Origin of the sequence: Legionella fallonii LLAP-10 (genome assembly GCF_000953135.1) — a bacterium.
Classification (GTDB): domain Bacteria; phylum Pseudomonadota; class Gammaproteobacteria; order Legionellales; family Legionellaceae; genus Legionella; species Legionella fallonii.
The window spans coordinates 731,618-749,658 of the sequence record NZ_LN614827.1; the positions used below are offsets into that span (position 1 = coordinate 731,618).

Below are 18,041 nucleotides of genomic sequence, written 5' to 3' on the forward strand. Positions count from 1 at the left end.
CTTCCGTATCGTTAATTTCAATAAATTGTAATGTATTTTTGCAGGTAGATTAAATTTAGAGTATTATTGTACTGTAAATGTTCATTGTTGTGGAAGATTGTGATGGGCAAAGAAATAAGAAGAGAAAACAAAAAATTAATTTTTTTGTGTTGTGATTCATCAGAGGAACGAGAAATTCAAGCTTTTATTTCTCGAAAAAGATTTAGAGCGGAACGAGAAAATCCTGGTAGTGGTGATGACATTGAGGCTCATATAATTTACCCCGCGGATGTGTCTACAGGGGATTATATGACTTATGGCAATCATCGGACTCCCACGGAAGAAGAAAGAGAATTGCTAGAAGGACTTACTTCACAGGATGATATTTATGTATGGGGGCATGGCAGTCCTAATTATGCTTATATACCTGGCGCATCGTATACGGAAATAGCTGATTTTTTGTTGGCAGGCATAAAAAAAGAAAATTTCTCCGGTGAAAATCCATTAAAAATTCATTGTGAAATGTGCAATTCTGGTCGAGGTGGGCCTGATGGAGAGAGTAGTTTTGCTGGTAGGATGCATGCTTATATTGAAAAAAAAGGGGTGGTTTCCAGGGTTACCGGACGGCTAAGAAACGTTGTAATCGATTTTGATAATATAAGAGAAAGAGGGGTTATGACACTTCGTAGAGAATATGATGCATTATTACACATGGGATTAAAACTACCAGACTCAGTATATAAACATCAAGAAACTGGAAGTAAAGTTACTTATTTCCGGGAGATACACGAAGGTATCATGGTACAAGTGCGTCAGGATAGTTATAGGAATGCGCTAAATAGAGAGTTTCTAAAATTTGAAGATAAGTTAATTGAACGGTTGGGACAAGATGTTTTTATAAGTAAAGATCGTTTAAAACCAGAACTACATCAGGCATTATTAGGAGTAGGATTGCGTTTAAGTAGTGTTGATGAGCATTTAGATGTTAAGGAGTTAACTCAATCAATAAATGATCTGAGTCAATTATTAAAGTCTAACTATAATTTAACTGATAATGATTTAAAAGAATTGGGGTTTGATTCTTTTAGAGATAAATTAATGCATCAAGCTCAAGGAGGCGGATTAGTTAAAAAAACAACGGGAGTAAATCTAGATGATCCCTTGCTGCCGAATGAAGTAGCCCCTCTCCATGATGTAATTAAAGCGCATCCATTGCTTAAGGAGTTAAGTGATAGTGTAAAAAAACTACAAGAATTAAATCGTGATAAAGAAATACCTAATGAGAACCTAAATAAGTTTATTCAATCTTTAGGATCTGAAGATGATATTAATGATTCATCTCTTTATAGCTCTATTTACACAGAATATAGAAAATCGATGCTTATGGAAAATGATGGTCAGACAATGATGCCGAAGCACTTGGAAAAAATTCTTGTGAGTACTAATAAGATGGTAAAAGCCTTTGCAGAAAATCCTGATATGTCTAGCGAAGAAAAACTTAGTACCTTAAATACTTATAAAAAAGAGTTAAATTCATATTTTACAAAATCAGTTTTATCAAACTCGATACAAACTCTTTCGAATTACATCCATGGATTTACTTATGGAATTAAAGCTGCATGGAATGAGAGACATGGTGCTAGTTTATTTGAAACTATAGGGCAAGCACTTAAATCCGGTTATGAATGGGCTGATGTTACTCATAGCAATTTTCTTTTTTATAAAAATGCAATGCATCAGCTTCATACTGACATAGAGGAAATAGACTCCAAGGAAGATCGTGAGGATGACCCAAATAGAGAGTCAACTTCTTTTCATTAAAAATTTGGCCGTTGTCATATTTAAATTATCTATTAGTTAAACAATAGACTTCTTTCTAATCAAAATTTCTTCAGTCGGTGAGGTACTTTTCGTGCCATCGAAGTCTTATTACACTTAATTTTGCTCTCCATTGAAGGAGAGGGGAAATTACCCCGTTTCTTCATCAATAATGATGATGTATTTGGGGTATAGGATTTCTTGGTTGCACTTCAATATAACTGCCATGAGAGCGCCGGTGATGGTGTAGTCTGCCATTTCTCCATGGATTTGAATGATGGTGATGGTATTTAAAGCGCGGCTGTGGTGTTGGGTGCGAATGATAATAAGCGAAGGATGAGGTGGGGCATAAAGTGGTGATAGTTAACATACCACATAGCAGTAATTTTTTAGTCATCATAATGTCACATCCTCTTTTAAATTATTTTTCTACGTATAGTCTAAATAAGGAATGTAACAACAATATAACAGACTGTTTTATAATTGTAACAAGTTTGTTACAAAGATAGCTTGCTGATGAGGTTATGATCTAGAGATGAAGCACCGGTTCACATAGTTCGTCGGAGTTTTTTAATTGTTCTAACCAGTTCACTAGATGAGAACGATATGTTTTAAAAAACAGTTGAAATCTATTGGCAGCCCGGTATTGAGCTAGTTCAGTATTTTCGTATAAATATTTGATATCCTGAGGCATGGCCAATCTTAAATTTAAGGCCATTTTATCCATGTGAAAGCATATATCGGTTAGTGCACTATTCGTTAATTTGAACTGATCCTCAATAATGACCCGATTATTCGAAAATCACGGAGAGTCAATTGGTGATGGTAAAAATAGTCACAAATTTTTCCACTCCTGGTCTTTAAGGCTTTTTTATCAGCTACTTTGCATGCTAATAGCAGGGCTGTATTTTTACACGAAGCATAAGTGAGCAGTTGAGGTGTGACAAAAGTAGACAGAGTGAGTTCGAGTTTCCTGCCATCCTGTTCAAGAATCGCCTGGTGTAATGGGGTGTTCTTTGGGATAAAATCATCATAACTGCTCTCGGTAGGGTGTATCATGAGGCAAAAGTGGTGTAAGTATTTAAGCATTTCGCTGCGTGAGTCGGAGTTGTGTAATTCTTCATAATAGATAGAAAAAAAAAGTATCTAAAGTGTCTAAATGATTTAATAAAGGGATTATATGCTCCAAAATATCGGGCAACAGTAAATCAATCTCTTTTAATTTAAGAAAAAACTGCTGCAATTGCTCTTAGTTCTTCTAACAAAAAGGCTTCTATTCCTTCAAGATCCATTACGGGTTGATTCACTTTATCGATAACTCTATCAAAAAGAATGTTTTTTGTAACAATGGGTTCTTGGGCAGCCATAGGATTTCCTTAACATTAAATTGAACACTCCTGTCATTTAATAAACATCCTACAATAAGGAAATAGGCGGTACAACTCTATCTTTGAGTTGGGTGTGATTAAAGTTACTTGGGTAATCTCACGTTGAACTGTCTTTATCGTTCCTGTAATGCATGCACTGTTTCTCCATATAAGGTCTGAACTAACTCTTCTGTTGTCATTTTACGAATGAGGTTAACTGCCTGGCCAGCCCATAGGGATAAAAATTCAGCCTTTCCGAGTTCAGTCGCCTTTTTTCTCATATCCCGAGTAAAGGCATTTTGTGCCGGGAAGGGAAGGATGTCGTTTTCTCGTCGCTCCATTTCTTCCATAAAACGATTTTTAATTCCTCGTGCCCATCGTCCTGAAAAGGCTCGTGTGAATCGAGTTTGATTACCTTGGGCATGATCTAGTGTTTCTCTATAGGCAGGGGAGGTTCCTGCTTCATCACATAATAGAAATGCGGTTCCTAATTGTACTGCCTGGGCACCTAGAGTGAGGGCTGCGGCTATACCTTGTCCGTCCATAATACCTCCAGATGCAATTACTGGTATGCGTAGGGCAAGAGCCATCATGCGAGTCAATGCCAATGTTCCGAGGAGTTGATTGGGGTGCTTTGTTAAGAACATAGCGCTATGTCCACCAGCCTCGGCTCCCTGGGCAACAACAGCATCAACCCCCGATTCTTCTAGGGCCATGCCTTCTTCCACACTGGTTGCTGTTCCTATAGTAATGATGTGGTGTTGATGGCATTCTTTAATAATATTTTTATCAACAAGACCAAAAGTAAAACTAAAAACAGCCGGCTTACATTTTATAACCGCAACGATTTGCTCCTCAAAAGACTCATTAAAAGGGGGGTGTACTAGCGGATCAGGAAGAACAAGCTCTTTTCTATAAAGACGAGTCGCAGCAAGTGCAGCATCAATTTTTTTCTTGTTTAGGACTGGCATAATGGCCGGAGCAAACAAATTCACAGCGAAGGGGCGTTGAGTCAACGTTTGCGTACGCTTGATAGTTTTTTCAACTTCGGCGGGCGGTAAGTAAGCTAGGCCTAATGAACCTAAAACTCTTGCGTTGGATGCTGCTGCAGCAAACTCAGGTGTTGATGGTCCTCCTGCCATAGGTGCTTGGATCAGTGGCCACTTAAGACCTAATTGAGTATTTAATGTTGATTGAAGAAGGGGGCTAGGCATGATGAGACTCCCTTTAATAGTCGATTATCCATTGATACATTTATAATAGTTTAAGATAATAATGGCTTACAAATTCTAAAATTAATATGATGTAATCTATGGCTATAGAAAAGAAGTGTGCTGCAGTTTATGTGACTAAACCAGAGTTTCTTGATGAACTGTGTCACGAATTAGGGGAGGTGTCGCAAGTTGTAGACACTATGGTTTTTTCCCCTCAGCTGAAAACCAATGTATGTTTTGCTTTAGATATTTGGTTTGAGCCCCAAATTGTATCCTTTCAGTCTATTTCTGAGGCGGTTAAACTTCTTCGTAAGGCAGGGAAGTTTTGGTATTTACATCCTATGAGTCAGATAAGACGCTCGCGATTAATTGAAGAGCAATTACGTAAATATCCGCCGTTAATACGCCATTTCCCTATTGAAGAAGAAATTCCAACGCTAGGAGGCTTTAGTCTTCTGGATCATAATACTTTGTTGTACAGTACGCATCGTTTAAAAAAATGGCCACAAGGCCATTGTTTTTTTATAGAAGATAAAGTTAATCCACCCAATCGTGCTTATTTAAAATTGTGGGAAGCTCTTTTTCTTTTAAATAAATATCCTAAGCCAGGTGAATCCGCTTTAGACTTAGGTGCATCACCTGGTGGGTGGACTTATGTGATGCAATCATTAGGAGCCAAGGTCACTGCAGTCGATAAAGCGCCTTTGGATACTAAAATTGCCGCATTACCGCATATTAATTATTTAAAACAAAGTGCTTTTGCCATAGAGCCTTCTAAATTAGAGCAAAATTACGATTGGGTATTGTCTGATGTAGCCTGTTATCCTGAGCGAGCCTATGACCTTATTATGAAATGGATAGAGTCAGGTAAGGAAATAAAGCAGATGATTTTCACCATTAAATTGCAAGGTAAGATTGATTTAGCAACCATCGAACGATTTCAAGCTATTCCAAATTCATGTGTTTTAAATATGTTTTATAATAAGCACGAGGTTACTTTTTTTTATCCAGCTCCGGCTATGTTAAGGAAGAAAGAGCTATCTAATGCCCTCTCCCTAGCCCTCTCCCGCGAGTTATTATCGATTTTCAAACAAAATGCCTAGCGCGGGCGAGGGGACTTTTCGTGCCGTCAAAATATTATTCCACTTTGTATCCCCTCTCCATAAGGGATTATTTGATGCCGAATGACCGCGGCCTAGACTGCGGTATCCATAACTGGAGCCACATCGTGGGCTATGTGGTCGATGTTGTGGGGATTCGAAATATCATAACTTAACGACAGAGTCCCTGCCTGCACTGCACGGGATTATTTGATGCCGAATTACCTCGGCCTAGACCGCGGTATCCATAACTGGAGCCACATCATGGACTATGTGGTCGATGTTGTGGGGATTCGAAATATCGTAACTTAATGACAGAGTCCCTGCCTGCACGGCAAGGGATTATTTGATGCCGAATTACCGCGGCTTAGACCGCGGTATCCATAACTGGAGCCACATCATGGACCATGCGGTCGATGTTGTGGGGATTCGAAATATCGTAACTTAATGACAGAGTCCCTGCCTGCACGGCAAGGGATTATTTGATGCCGAATTACCGCGGCCTAGACCGCGGTATCCATAACTGGAGCCACATCATGGACCATGCGGTCGATGTTGTGGGGATTCGAAATATCGTAACTTAATGACAGAGTCCCTGCCTGCACGGCAAGGGATTATTTGATGCCGAATTACCGCGGCTTAGACCGCGGTATCCATAACTGGAGCCACATCATGGACCATGCGGTCGATGTTGTGGGGATTCGAAATATCGTAACTTAATGACAGAGTCCCTGCCTGCACGGCAAGGGATTATTTGATGCCGAATTACCGCGGCCTAGACCGCGGTATCCATAACTGGAGCCACATCATGGACCATGCGGTCGATGTTGTGGGGATTCGAAATATCGTAATTTAATGGCTATGGCTCAAAATACACAACCTAGCTTAATGTATGTGCTATTGACCCTTCTGGTTCAGGCCCTTCAAGAAGGTATTGCTCCACTTTATCATTAAGTACAGCCGGATTTGTTTCTGCTTTATTATAGCGCTCAAAAAACTGATGTGCCGCATACAATGAATTTATAGCGACCAAGCCGAATGCTACAGGAGTGATCAAAATTGATATTGTCGTTGTAATAGCAATAGCAAGTAGGCCAACTATTGAGTCGTATAATGAAACACCGTTGTAAGCCTTAAGTAAGAAGGAGTAATTTGCTTCATCTTCATTCAGGTGCTGGGTCGCTGTCTCAAGAACCTTATCTGCTATGGAGAGTCTATCTGTAAAGAGTTCAGCGATTTGGTTTTCATAACTGTTGTTAAAAAGAAATACAAGATTTTGTACACGTTGTAGTTGTACGTTAAATTTCCTTAAATGTTCTTGATCAGGTTCTGGTTTATTTTCGATTGCACTGATTTTTTGACGTAATGCATTTTCCTTTTCACGAATACGATTAAATAAATTTTTGAGTTGGAAATAATTAGCGTCTTCGCCGGATATTTGTTCTTCTGGGGTATGTATGGGGGTTGCCCAATATAAAGAATTCTTTTCCCATACATGATTATAAAAAACTTGCCCTGTCGTTTTTGAGGTAATTATTTCACCTGGAGCTCCTGTACTAATGAGACGTATAGGTGGTAGGTACAATGAAGAAAAGACTGGAAATGCTGTGGTGGCCTTGTTGCTAATCAGTTGATCTTTAACTGTTGTGGGAATTATTTTATGTTGTGATAATAATTCGAGAGCATAATCTTTACAGGTATAGGAATCACTGCTGTCAAACCCACTCATAGTTAATTTCATCGTGATATGAAAAGGTTTTAAACGAGGTATTCTTCCTTCTGCTGCTGCTTTTGCTTTTTCAGCAACGTAGCGGGTGTGTCCGTTAGGCTCTATGCCTTGACTCATTAATTCTGCATTGAGCTCTTCTATCACTTCGCGCTCAGTCTTCATCATTTGTTGGTAATTATTTCTGAGGGCGTTGAATTGCTCTTGGTTGATCTCAAAGCTAAGGCCGTGTAGTCCATCGCCATCAAGATACCTCATATCCTCGTTTTCTAAAACACCATGGCCGTCTTGTAAATCAACATTTAAACTGATGAGCTTTTTTACTCCTGCTACAAATGGGTTGGTAGTACTACTGGGTTGGCTATAAAATCCAATACCATTTAATACCTTGATAGGAGATGTCTCTGTTTCTTGCTGGGAGAAAATCAAACTGGCATGACCAAACGGATTGGCTCCAGCATCAGTATCCATAACGCAGTAAGTTACATAATATTTTGGGAAGCCCATACCAACCTCACTAATTTTCTGCTCTGTTTATAACAACTTGTATCAAACAGTGATAAAAGTGAAACATTATAATACAGAGTCATCGATTTTTACAGACTCTTTAGTAAGAAAAACGATATAAACATGGTGCAGAAAGTAACAATTATAGTTTGATGTGCCTAAAGGTACTTTTTTTGGGTGTTATAACGTAATAGCCCTGGTAATGACATTAACCTATGCTCGCTGAGTCATCGCTGACAGGTTAAGAAATAAAGATCTATCAAATCCCTCTCCCTAGCCCTCTCCCGCGAGTTATTATCGATTTTCAAACAAAACGCCTAGCGCGGGCGAGGGGACTTTTCGTGCCGTCAAAATATTATTCCACTTCGTATCCCCTTTCCATAAGGGATTATTTGATGCCGCATTACCGCGGCCTAGACCGCGGTATCCATAACGGGAGCCACATCATGGCAGATGGTGGGGGAATTCGAAATATCGTAACTTAATGACAGAGTCCCTGCTTGCACTGCAAGGGATTATTTGATACCGCATTACCGCGGCCTAGACTGCGGTATCCATAACTGGAGCCATATCATGGCTTCCTTGGTAGATGCTGAGGGAATTCGAAATATCATAACGTAATGGCAGTGTCTCTAGCCCGCACTGCAAGGGATTATTTGATGCCGCATTACCGCGGCCTAGACCGCGGTATCCATAACGGGAGCCACATCATGGCTACCCTTGGCAGATGCTGGGGGAATTCGAAATATCATAACGTAATGGTAGTGTCTCTAGCCCGCACTGCAAGGGATTATTTGATACCGCATTACCGCGGCCTAGACTGCGGTATCCATAACTGGAGCCATATCATGGCTTCCTTGGTAGATGCTGGGGGAATTCGAAATATCATAACGTAATGATAGTGTCTCTAGCCCGCACTGCAAGGGATTATTTGATGCCGCATTACCGCGGCCTAGACCGCGGTATCCATAACGGGAGCCACATCATGGCTACCCTTGGCAGATGCTGGGGGAATTCGAAATATCATAGCGTAATGACAGTGTCTCTAGCCCGCACTACAAGTGATTATTTGATACCGAATTACCGCGGCCTAGATCGCGGTATCCATAACGGGAGCCACATCATGGCTACCCTTGGTAGATGCTGGGGGAATTCGAAATATCATAACGTAATGACAGTGTCTCTAGCCCGCACTACAAGTGATTATTTGATACCGAATTACCGCGGCCTAGACCGCGGTATCCAGGGGTTGCTACAGATTATAGTTAGTAGGAAAGTAAAGTCGTCTCCTCAATGTGGATAACCGTGACATTGAGGAGATAATGACGAGTCGATTTTAAAATAAGATGCATGGACATGATGCTTGGTTTGTGGGTTGAGATGAATTGCTAGCTGATTGTCTTTCTGAAAAAAACAAGTGTCGATTATACAAATAAGGCAACGCTCCTGGCATATAAGGTGGGATAGGACGGATAGTCCAATCTGACGTTGGTTCCGCTTTTGTTTGTTGTTCATTATGCGGTTGACTTTGTCCTTCTTTCATAAGCTATATCCTTAATTAGTGAGAGAATCTGTTTAACGGTTTGTTAAATGCAACGGTTGAAGCTTAAAAATATCTTGAACACTACAATTAAATGTATCATTGGTTTGCTCTTTTAGTATAGGTCAGGACTTATACTAAAAAGCGACCTCTGAGTTTTGTGCGAGTCCTGTAGGTGGGCTATTTGCCCGAGAAACTAAAAAATATAAGCCTATATGAATAGAGTAGACTATATTTCATAGAGACTTTTAAAGTAACGATAAAACCTGTATGGTGTATAAGATTGATATTAGACTTTTTTGGAAACTCTACTAGGTTAAGAGTGTCTTCATATGCCCAAAGTAAAATGTTTTTTTTGGATAAAAGTAATAACCAGTTTTTTTCTTAGTTTGGTGATATACCCCGTCAACGCAACAAGGACCTATACTAAAGACTGGTCTGTGGCGAATATTATTGCTCCTTTATCCGAGGGCTCTTCTTTTAAGTATTATTTGGAACCGCAGCTGCGTTTGATTGATACAAGATCGGTGTTTAATCAGTTCCTTTTCTTAGGAGGATTAGGTTATCAATTTAATCCAGATCTTATGCTATTTATAGGACCTGGTTGGATTGAAATAAAAAATCCAATAAACAATACCTCGTCTACGGAAAAGCGATTATGGCAGCAATTAAATTGGCGAATATTGAATAACTCTAATTTAACCTTGAACAGCCGGACGCGTTTGGAAGAGCGAAATCATACCCCCCGATCGCAAATTGCCTTTCGTTTGCGCCAGCGTTTATGGTTTAGGGTTCCTTTGCAACAGTGGAGCGGTTATTCCTTTTCATTTTTTGATGAAATCTTTTTTAATCTTAATCATCCTAGCTGGACTTCACCTTATTTATTGGAGCAAAATCGTGCCTTTATTGGGATGGCGAAACAGTTATCTAAATCAGCCATTTTGGATGTGGGGTATTTACATCAATATCTTCATTCATTTACTAACCAATCAGATAATGTGTTATTACTCAGTCTCACTATGATTACTTAATAGATAGGCGTCTACGTATTCAAAAATAAGTTAATAGCCGAGTGAGTACGTTACCCGGACCTATTTCAATAAATTCCGTTTCTCCCTGTTGATGCAGATAATTAATAGTCTCCGACCATCTGACTGATTGGTCAATTTGCCTGATTAGATTTTCTTTTATATTTTCTGCATTATAAGGTTGCACGGTGGCATTGGCTATTACAGTAATGTCAGGTGCTTTGAATTCAAACTGTTTTATAAACTGGCCAAACTCATGGGCTGCATCCTGCATATAACGGGAATGAAATGCGCCGCTAACTGGTAAAGTAACACACATTTTTGCTTCAGTAGATAATATTTCTTTGGCTTTGGCAATATCAGCTGAAGGCCCAGATAAAACCGTTTGTTTTGGAGAGTTTAAATTGGCATAATCTATGGACTCAAGGTGATGTAGTTTAAGTAACTCAGCTAAACGTTCAAGGGGTAAACCCACTACTGCTAGCATACTCCCTCCTGTACTCTGAGCCATGAGTTCTCCTCGTTTTTTGATAAGTCTAAGCCCTGTTTCAAAATCAAAGACTCCCGCGGCAAATAAGGCACTGTACTCACCCAAACTATGGCCAATACAGTAAGTTGGAGGAGGAGTAGAATTAATGTGGTTAAGAAAAGACAATGCTTCAATGACATATAAGGCTGGTTGTGTATATTGGGTATTACCTAATTGTTCTTGAGGATCAGCGAGACATAATTCCTGAATTGAATAACCTAAAATATCATTAGCTTGTTGGGTTTTTTGCGAGAATTCATTAAATAAATGCTCTCCCATACCTTTTTTCTGAGCTCCTTGCCCAGGAAACATGAACGTTGTCATATCAGGTTTCTCATTGTGATAAGCTATATCAATAATCCAATGTAATAAGTATATAGTAATTAAATAAGGGGTCAAAAGCATTGTGACTCCAGTTGCTAAGGGGGAAGGTCTATACTTTATTCAAGGTTATTAGAATGACTATCTTCCATGCGCTCCCAATACGATAAACTTGTTTATATTAATTTGACTCAAGATCTGTTAACGGCTTCTATTGATACGCTGACTATTCATGATAGGGTTGCTGAATTAGTGAAAATTCCTGATGATTGTGATCTTAAGAGCTTGGATGATCCTGAGTTATTTCCTCAATGTACTAATCTAACTAAAGTGTATTTCTCTGCTCATGGGAGTGAGGAATCAAAAAAATATGTTTTTAATAGACGTACATCGGATGCCAAACTGTATCATTTAGATGATGTAGCAGCTTACGTGGGAAAATTATTGCGGGATGCAAATTTTAAGAATCCTAATGTGAGGCCACGACTGACTTTAGTGATGAGCGTTTGCGAGGGATTAGGATTTGCCAAAGGCTTACAAAAAAAATTAATGGAACACTATGGAGTATTTGTTGATGTAATTGCCAATAAATATGTGGTGCATGAACGTTATCAAATGGCTCCAGGTGGACAGCAGTTGGCTATTACTCATAAAGTAACCTCTGAAAAGGGTGATGGCAGAGTACATAAACGGCCCCATGCTAAAGTATTATTAACTATTGATTCCAACGGGAAACAACGTGAAATTGATGCTTATGAACTCAAATGGATAGAGAACGTCTCTAAGGCTTTGCACGAGCAAGTAGCTAGCTTTACACGATGGGCCGATTATAGTAAACCAGAAAACATTGATATTTTGAAAGGTATTACTACCCTGTGTCGGGATGTTGATACGGTAATTTCCCTCTATATGGATCGTGATATTAGTTTAACTGCTAATTACTTGTTTGCATTGTTATTGAGTTGTCAAAATGCATCAGCTGATCCACTTTATAAAGACGCGATGAATTATGAGATGTTACAGATTATAGTTAAAAATCTGATTAGCGATGGCTTAAAATATATTAATCCTCATAAGGAGATGAGCACCTATATGCAGAAGCAAGCGCAAATAGAGTCGGAAAGAAAAAAAGCAGTTAGTGATGAGGCGATGCCTAAAATCTTGCTAGCAAAAAAAGCAGTTTATTCTGGGTTACTTTTCGAGGCTTCAGAATATGGTATAGAGACTGTCTTATCTCAAATAGACAATGTACAAAGGGAGATAGATAATCTGAAAAAATCTATCTAAGTAATAAGGTACTTAGATAGATTTTTTAGGCGTAGGCAATTACTTGGTAATCGCTTGCATTCCTGCTTCATCAAGAGTTGTTTTAGCATATTGAGCAATTAATTGATGAATAGGTGCTGTTGGATGTACATGATCCCAGAATAAATAACCAGTGCAAGAGTTTGAATTGGCATTCATTTTGGGGAGTGTTTGTTCTTGATAGCTTACTATCAATGCTTCTTTAAGGGTAGGGTTAGCAAGAATTGCTTGTTTCTTTTGTTCATCCAATGTCAGGTGATATTGTTTCGCCTGAGTTTTCAGGTAATTATCCAATACCTCTGGATTATTCGCTACAGCTCTTAATGAAAACCCTCCAGAATAACAGGGTTCCGTTACATTAGTAATGTTAAATTGTCCTGGTTCGCTGATTAATTGATTAAATAAGGAATAGACATCAAAATAAGCGATGTTGACATTCGGATATCGTTCTTTTAATTCATTGTACTTAGCTAATAATTTTTCGTTATGTTTATTGGCTAGCTCAGTTAATAAAGCTTGAGTATTGTTCTGGGCTGCACTTGGTGTTTTTCCTAGATCAGGAATATTAACCATGAGTATCATCACGGCACCATTACTAATAAGCGACTCAACATTAGTACCAATAGCATCGACGACAGAACTGGTTATTGCGTCTACGTTAGTAGGGCCATTAAGATAATTGTTCGCTCCTATCCATACTACATAAAGACTTGTGTCTTTATTGGTATAGTTATGCAGATACAGATAATCATCCACTTCAGAACTTAGGGTGTAGGGTAAATTTTCTTTGTAAGATAAAACCGCTCCGGCACCGCCGACGGCAAAGTCTTGAAAATTATCACTTGAACCATTAGGGAAATAAGATTGGTATAGGTTTTCTACCCACACAGGACCATTACTAAAGCGTCCATGATAATACGGCGGTGATTTAGGAATAAAGTGAGCCATATAAGTATATAAATTACCATTATCTGACAGACTATCCCCAAAAGAGACTATAGTATCAAACTTATAACTATACGAATTGATGGCATAGATGAAAAGGCTTAGAGCAAGAATAGTTTTCTTTATCAATTTCACTCTCCTCATTGAATGACAATGAACTCAGTATACTGAATGAAGATTACCGTAATATTAAGCAGGTAAATTGCTGAGGCAAAAAAATTTTATACTTTATGACAAAATGAATGGCGCATTAACAATTATGTTATAAAATTAGACATGATGCTCTTTGTATTTGCTTGGAGAAGTTATGTCTTTCTCAACAGCCATGGGTCATGCTTTTATTAATAAGGTCAAGGTGTTGCAGCGTTCTTTAAATGAATTAAAAACGAGTAATGATACGGAAGCCTTGGTTAAGTTTGAAAATCAATTAACCCTGGATGAGATAGAAACGTGCTTTGTAACCTCTTCCTCGGAGGCTTTGAGTGCCAATTTAAGTATTGTGTTAGCTAAGCGGTGGGAGAGAATACGCGGTTCGATCGCTTCTTATACTGAACAACCATTTAATCCCATTAATCAATTATGTTTAGAATTAGCTCAATCTATTTCACCGCTACCGCAACAAAAAGATGATTATGACCATTTAGCTAAAGGAGAGGGACCCTATTTTGTCATTATGCCTAGTTTGCGGGCGCATCAAACAGTTTACGGTGAAAATATTCATCAATTGCAATTAAATCAATTTGTCTTGTCAGATAATGAAGAGTTATTTATTCCTATAGTTGGCTGTTTGCGACGTGTTGTGGAGTCCGATCTAGGAGAGGTTCTTCATATTGCTTCGGAACATTATGTTTTCCCTAAGTTAACACCAACTGAGTTGGGGAGAGTTGTTGGGAGCTCTCTTAAAGTCGAAGAATATTATAATGCAATTCAAGAATTCAATAAAAAAAGGTTTCATGACTTGGGTTTTGGATCTCATTTGACTAAATTAGTTAACGCGTTAAGGGCTGGGGGGGCTCATGCCCGTGGTGAAGAATTAAACGCCGCGGCTATTGCCAATGAAGGGATAGCTGAATTTGCCCAGTATTGGGACACCTTTTCTGAAGAAAAAAAAGCATGGTATTGCCAGCAATATCGTGGATTGAAGGATATCCTTGGAAATTTAATGCGGCCTACAGATGCCGAGTACCAAAATGTACAATTCTGTATCGAACTCATTGCCGACGATATTGATCCCATCATTGACCAGATGGAAGCCGCAAACTATGAGCTGATAGGACTTAAAGAGCGAATTACTGTATTACAAAAAGGAGTTATTGATGAGCTAGATAATGTAAAAGATCCATTGAAACATCCAATAACCAATGTGAAGCAACCTAAGGTGCTTAGTCAAATTTTTGCATTAGCTAAAGAGCGACAAGAGGAGCTATTCCAACATAGGGCTGATAAAAGTGTATTAATGTATGCTTTGGATCATGAGCCTCATGCATTACCTGAGTATCTAGATTTGTTAGATGCTGAGGCAAGGGAACAGATTGCTAAAGCAAGATTAAGGTCTGGTGATACCCCTGTGATTACAGCCGCAAAAGAAGGCGCTAATGAAGCGATTGCTCCATTATTAACGCTTGGTGTTGATATAGAGGCGGAAGACGTATCATCTAATAGAGCATTGCACTGGGCAGCCAATAACGGTCATGTGAATGTTGTTCAATTATTATTGCAAAAGGGAGCTCAATTAGATGCTCCTGGCCGTATAAATAATACAGCACTTCACTATGCCATTACTCAGGGTAACGCTGCTGTTGTAAATGTCTTATTGGAGTGTGATGCTAATATTATGCTCCGAAATTCATTTTATGAGAATGTTCTTGGTCTTGCTATAAAACATCATCCTGAGTTAGTTCCCAAAATTCTTCTTAAGGCGATTACTTTAATTCCGTCACAGCAGGAAATGCTGTTGCAAACTCTCCAAGAAAGCGAGTTTACCCATTACCCTTATCCCAACGTATTATTTTATGCAGCAAGAAAATATCCACAGAGTTTTGAGGCCTTAGTTGCTAAAGCGAAAGAACATAACGATTGTGAAATCATCAACAATATTCTTCGAACAGTTGATTTTGATAATAGTACAGCACTTCTCTGCGCTGCTCGAGTAGGGAGTATTGAGGCGGCTCGCACCTTATTGGAGTGGGGGGCTAGCCTTAATGGAGAGATGGATAGGGAAAAAAATACAGCGTTACATTACGCTGCTCGCATGGGACATGGGCTTCTCGCAGGCTTTTTGTTAGAGAACAAAGCGAATGTTAATGCGTTAGATTATCGAAATAACACCGCTCTTCACATTGCTGCAAGAAATGGACATGCCCAGATAGTTGACTCCTTGCTGTCGCTGGATGCCGATATAACTCTTAAAAATATGTACGGTGAAAACGCTCTGGATCTAGCGGTACAAGGCAGGCATCAAAGAGTAATAGACAAACTGCTGTTAAAGGCAGTGCTTTTAAGTCCCGAGGAGCAAAAATCCTTGTTAAGTAGAATCAACAACGGCGTTTACGATAACGTCTTGATTTATGCGATGTGCGAGCATCCCACTCTCTTAGAGACTTTGTTGGAGAAAACGGGTAAAAAAGAGGAGTATCTTGTTGCTCAAGGCAAATTAAAGAGCTTTGTGGATATTGATAAGCATATAGACTTATTTCAATCTAAACTTTCCCAAATGAGAATTAAGGCACAACATAATGATAATTATCCGTCAGCGATACAGGAGGTTAAGTCATTAATTAATGCATTGACTGTCGCAAAAGCAGAATTCCTTTTTAAGGAAATTCCAACAGAGGCAGAAAAAAAATCTCAATTCAAATATACCTGTCTTAAGGCGGCCAGAGAAGCGCGTCCTGTTTTAGAGCAACATAGGGAATTAAAAAAAATTATCGCTGCTTTTTTTATTGTAATATTGACTCTTCCGGTTTCTTTACCCCTAATGGCGTTGGGGGTCTTCTCATTGAAAACGCAATCAGAACAAAGTTTAAATACATTTGAGAAAGACATAGATTCTCTTCCTGTCGAGGATCCTTCTATAAAAAATTTAAGATAGCTGAATACATAATTGCTTCAATTTAAGGATGTATAGCCTGGATTGGACGAAGTCGTAATCCGTGATTCAGGCTACTTCCCATATTACACTTTAGGGCTAATGTCGCTATTTATTGTTTCTTCCTGCTCATCTGTTGGAGTTGGTGATTGTTCAGAGGTAGAGAAAAGGGCTGTTACTTGATCATAGCCGAGGATGGGTAAGGCAAGTACCAGCATCAAAGCAAGACCAACAACCATTTTACTGAGTAAAATAGGCGCTGAGACAACACCAGCGGTTATTCTGAGAGAGGTATGGACATTCTCTTTCGTAGCAACTCGCCATAAATAAGAAGCTAAAACGGGTATTAAAGTCAGATCCAATAATCCAAAAGCAAATAAACCGGTATATTCACTATCAAACTGTTTCCCCATGATGAGATGATAGGCCCCTTCAAAGCGAGAATTTAATCTGGAAGAAGGAGAAAACAGTAATCCTAAATGGCGATATCGGTTTTCTTGAATAAACTGCTCTACTGTTTTTACTTTAAAATCATTTAATTGTGATTGTTGCATCAGTTGAGAACGCACAGTTTTTTCATCTGCATTCATACGAAGTAGAGCGATTGACCGTTCGTTCGACTCCAAGTCCTCATCAGGAAAAGTATATTCAACTGCGTTGGCTATAAGCTGTCCTAAAATCTTTGAACCTTTTTCATTAGGCTCAATTTGCAATGCATGATTGCCTCCGAGAGGACTTAGAGAGGAGGTTGCGTCGGCAAAAACAATTTCGGTATTTTTAGTCGTGGCATATTGTAATACTTCTCTATATAGCTCATTCATTGTTTCTTCAACCGCGGTGAAGGGATTTTGTCCTTTTCCTTCCGCTCGTGCAATATGAGAAAATCCTGTGTAAATAAAATAAGGGGTGAATTCTGTAATAGCAGGGTAGTATTGGGATAAGAGAACGATTCGCTTAAGTTGATGATTATTGTCAATTAATTTATCAATAATTTGTTTATAATCTTCTAATAATTGTTCTTTTACTTTTTTAAACTCAGTGCGAATTCTTTCTTTGGCACTTTCTGGGGTAATCCGTAAAAGAAGCTGAGGGTAGTTCAGTTGACTTTGCAACGTATCCATTAGCGCTTCTCTGTAATTATTTCCTCCAACGCTTAATACCACTACATCAGGACCCCATTGAGTAATAGCCTCAAGTTGGTGAACGGTGTTATTGGGATGATCAGAATCTGCAGGCAGAACTTTATTGAGTGGGCAATCGGTCATTAAATCAGCAGTGGTAGCGCCATCAACGGCGAAATTGGCTATATCGTATGAGGAGTCCGGTTTTTCTTTACTCTCTGCAAGTGCAATGGCCGTTTGGTGCGGGACAGTGGCTTTCTCGTGGGGGAGAGTGCCTTTGCTGCCTATCCACGCGCTATTATCTAGAGTAGAGTCCCCAGCAAATGCAACTTTTGTAGGGGCAGAATTAGAAGTACCTACTATCTTTTTTAATCTACCTGTTGTTTTAGGATATCCAGAGCCTATTGAGTCAGAAGAATTTTTTACAGATTTCACTTTTAGATAACCACGAAT

The 18,041-nt window shown here is 39.0% G+C and carries 13 protein-coding genes; 5 read left to right on the top strand and 8 right to left on the bottom strand.

Annotation, left to right across the window (positions count from 1 at the left end; all coding sequences use genetic code 11):
• Nucleotides 1–102: 102 nt before the first annotated feature.
• A complete protein-coding gene (locus tag LFA_RS02895; RefSeq protein WP_045094845.1) occupies nt 103–1,800 on the top strand; it encodes a hypothetical protein in 1,698 nt (565 codons plus the stop codon).
• Nucleotides 1,801–1,963: 163 nt separating this feature from the next.
• Here the strand turns inward: LFA_RS02895 and LFA_RS19720 are convergent, their stop codons facing one another.
• The 3 genes from LFA_RS19720 to LFA_RS02905 all read right to left on the bottom strand — a co-directional run bounded on the left by LFA_RS19720 (nt 1,964) and on the right by LFA_RS02905 (nt 4,378).
• Entirely contained in the window at nt 1,964–2,197 is a 234-nt protein-coding gene (locus LFA_RS19720; protein ID WP_157010260.1) for a hypothetical protein, read from the bottom strand.
• 823 nt (nt 2,198–3,020) lie between these two features.
• On the bottom strand, nt 3,021–3,164 hold the full coding sequence (locus LFA_RS19725; RefSeq protein WP_157010261.1) for a hypothetical protein: 144 nt from the start codon (nt 3,162–3,164) through the stop codon (nt 3,021–3,023).
• Between the two features lie 134 nt (nt 3,165–3,298).
• Nucleotides 3,299–4,378: an NAD(P)H-dependent flavin oxidoreductase gene (locus LFA_RS02905; RefSeq protein ID WP_045094846.1), complete on the bottom strand. Its 1,080-nt coding sequence runs from the start codon at nt 4,376–4,378 to the stop codon at nt 3,299–3,301.
• Between the two features lie 98 nt (nt 4,379–4,476).
• Between LFA_RS02905 and LFA_RS02910 the strand changes: the two genes are divergently transcribed.
• On the top strand, nt 4,477–5,481 hold the full coding sequence (locus LFA_RS02910; protein WP_052673837.1) for an SAM-dependent methyltransferase: 1,005 nt from the start codon (nt 4,477–4,479) through the stop codon (nt 5,479–5,481).
• Nucleotides 5,482–6,358: 877 nt separating this feature from the next.
• Here the strand turns inward: LFA_RS02910 and LFA_RS02915 are convergent.
• Together LFA_RS02915 and LFA_RS02920 are read right to left on the bottom strand one after the other, a co-directional pair.
• Complete coding sequence (locus LFA_RS02915) at nt 6,359–7,711, bottom strand: hypothetical protein (RefSeq protein WP_045094847.1); 1,353 nt, start codon at nt 7,709–7,711, stop codon at nt 6,359–6,361.
• Between the two features lie 1,336 nt (nt 7,712–9,047).
• Nucleotides 9,048–9,254, bottom strand: coding sequence for a hypothetical protein (locus tag LFA_RS02920; RefSeq protein WP_045094848.1), 207 nt, complete (start codon nt 9,252–9,254; stop codon nt 9,048–9,050).
• A 329-nt stretch (nt 9,255–9,583) separates the two neighbouring features.
• On the opposite strand from LFA_RS02920, the gene LFA_RS02925 reads away from it, so the two are divergent.
• Nucleotides 9,584–10,282 carry a DUF2490 domain-containing protein gene (locus LFA_RS02925; protein WP_045094849.1) on the top strand — a complete coding sequence of 233 codons (699 nt, stop codon included), beginning with the start codon at nt 9,584–9,586 and terminating at the stop codon, nt 10,280–10,282.
• A gap of 19 nt (nt 10,283–10,301) precedes the next feature.
• Here the strand turns inward: LFA_RS02925 and fabD are convergent, their stop codons facing one another.
• Nucleotides 10,302–11,213 (bottom strand): ACP S-malonyltransferase, encoded by a 912-nt coding sequence (fabD, locus tag LFA_RS02930; protein ID WP_231865892.1) that lies wholly within the window; start codon nt 11,211–11,213, stop codon nt 10,302–10,304.
• 66 nt (nt 11,214–11,279) lie between these two features.
• Between fabD and LFA_RS02935 the strand changes: the two genes are divergently transcribed.
• A complete protein-coding gene (locus tag LFA_RS02935; protein WP_045094850.1) occupies nt 11,280–12,416 on the top strand; it encodes a hypothetical protein in 1,137 nt (378 codons plus the stop codon).
• 39 nt (nt 12,417–12,455) lie between these two features.
• On the opposite strand, the gene LFA_RS02940 is transcribed toward LFA_RS02935, so the two are convergent.
• Nucleotides 12,456–13,508 (bottom strand): SGNH/GDSL hydrolase family protein, encoded by a 1,053-nt coding sequence (locus LFA_RS02940; RefSeq protein ID WP_172653453.1) that lies wholly within the window; start codon nt 13,506–13,508, stop codon nt 12,456–12,458.
• Nucleotides 13,509–13,686: 178 nt separating this feature from the next.
• On the opposite strand from LFA_RS02940, the gene LFA_RS02945 reads away from it, so the two are divergent.
• A complete protein-coding gene (locus LFA_RS02945; protein WP_045094852.1) occupies nt 13,687–16,470 on the top strand; it encodes an ankyrin repeat domain-containing protein in 2,784 nt (927 codons plus the stop codon).
• Between the two features lie 83 nt (nt 16,471–16,553).
• Here the strand turns inward: LFA_RS02945 and LFA_RS02950 are convergent, their stop codons facing one another.
• The gene (locus LFA_RS02950) at nt 16,554–18,023 is read right to left on the bottom strand and encodes an SGNH/GDSL hydrolase family protein (protein ID WP_045094853.1); all 1,470 of its coding nucleotides are present in this window, start codon (nt 18,021–18,023) and stop codon (nt 16,554–16,556) included.
• Nucleotides 18,024–18,041 lie beyond the last annotated feature (18 nt).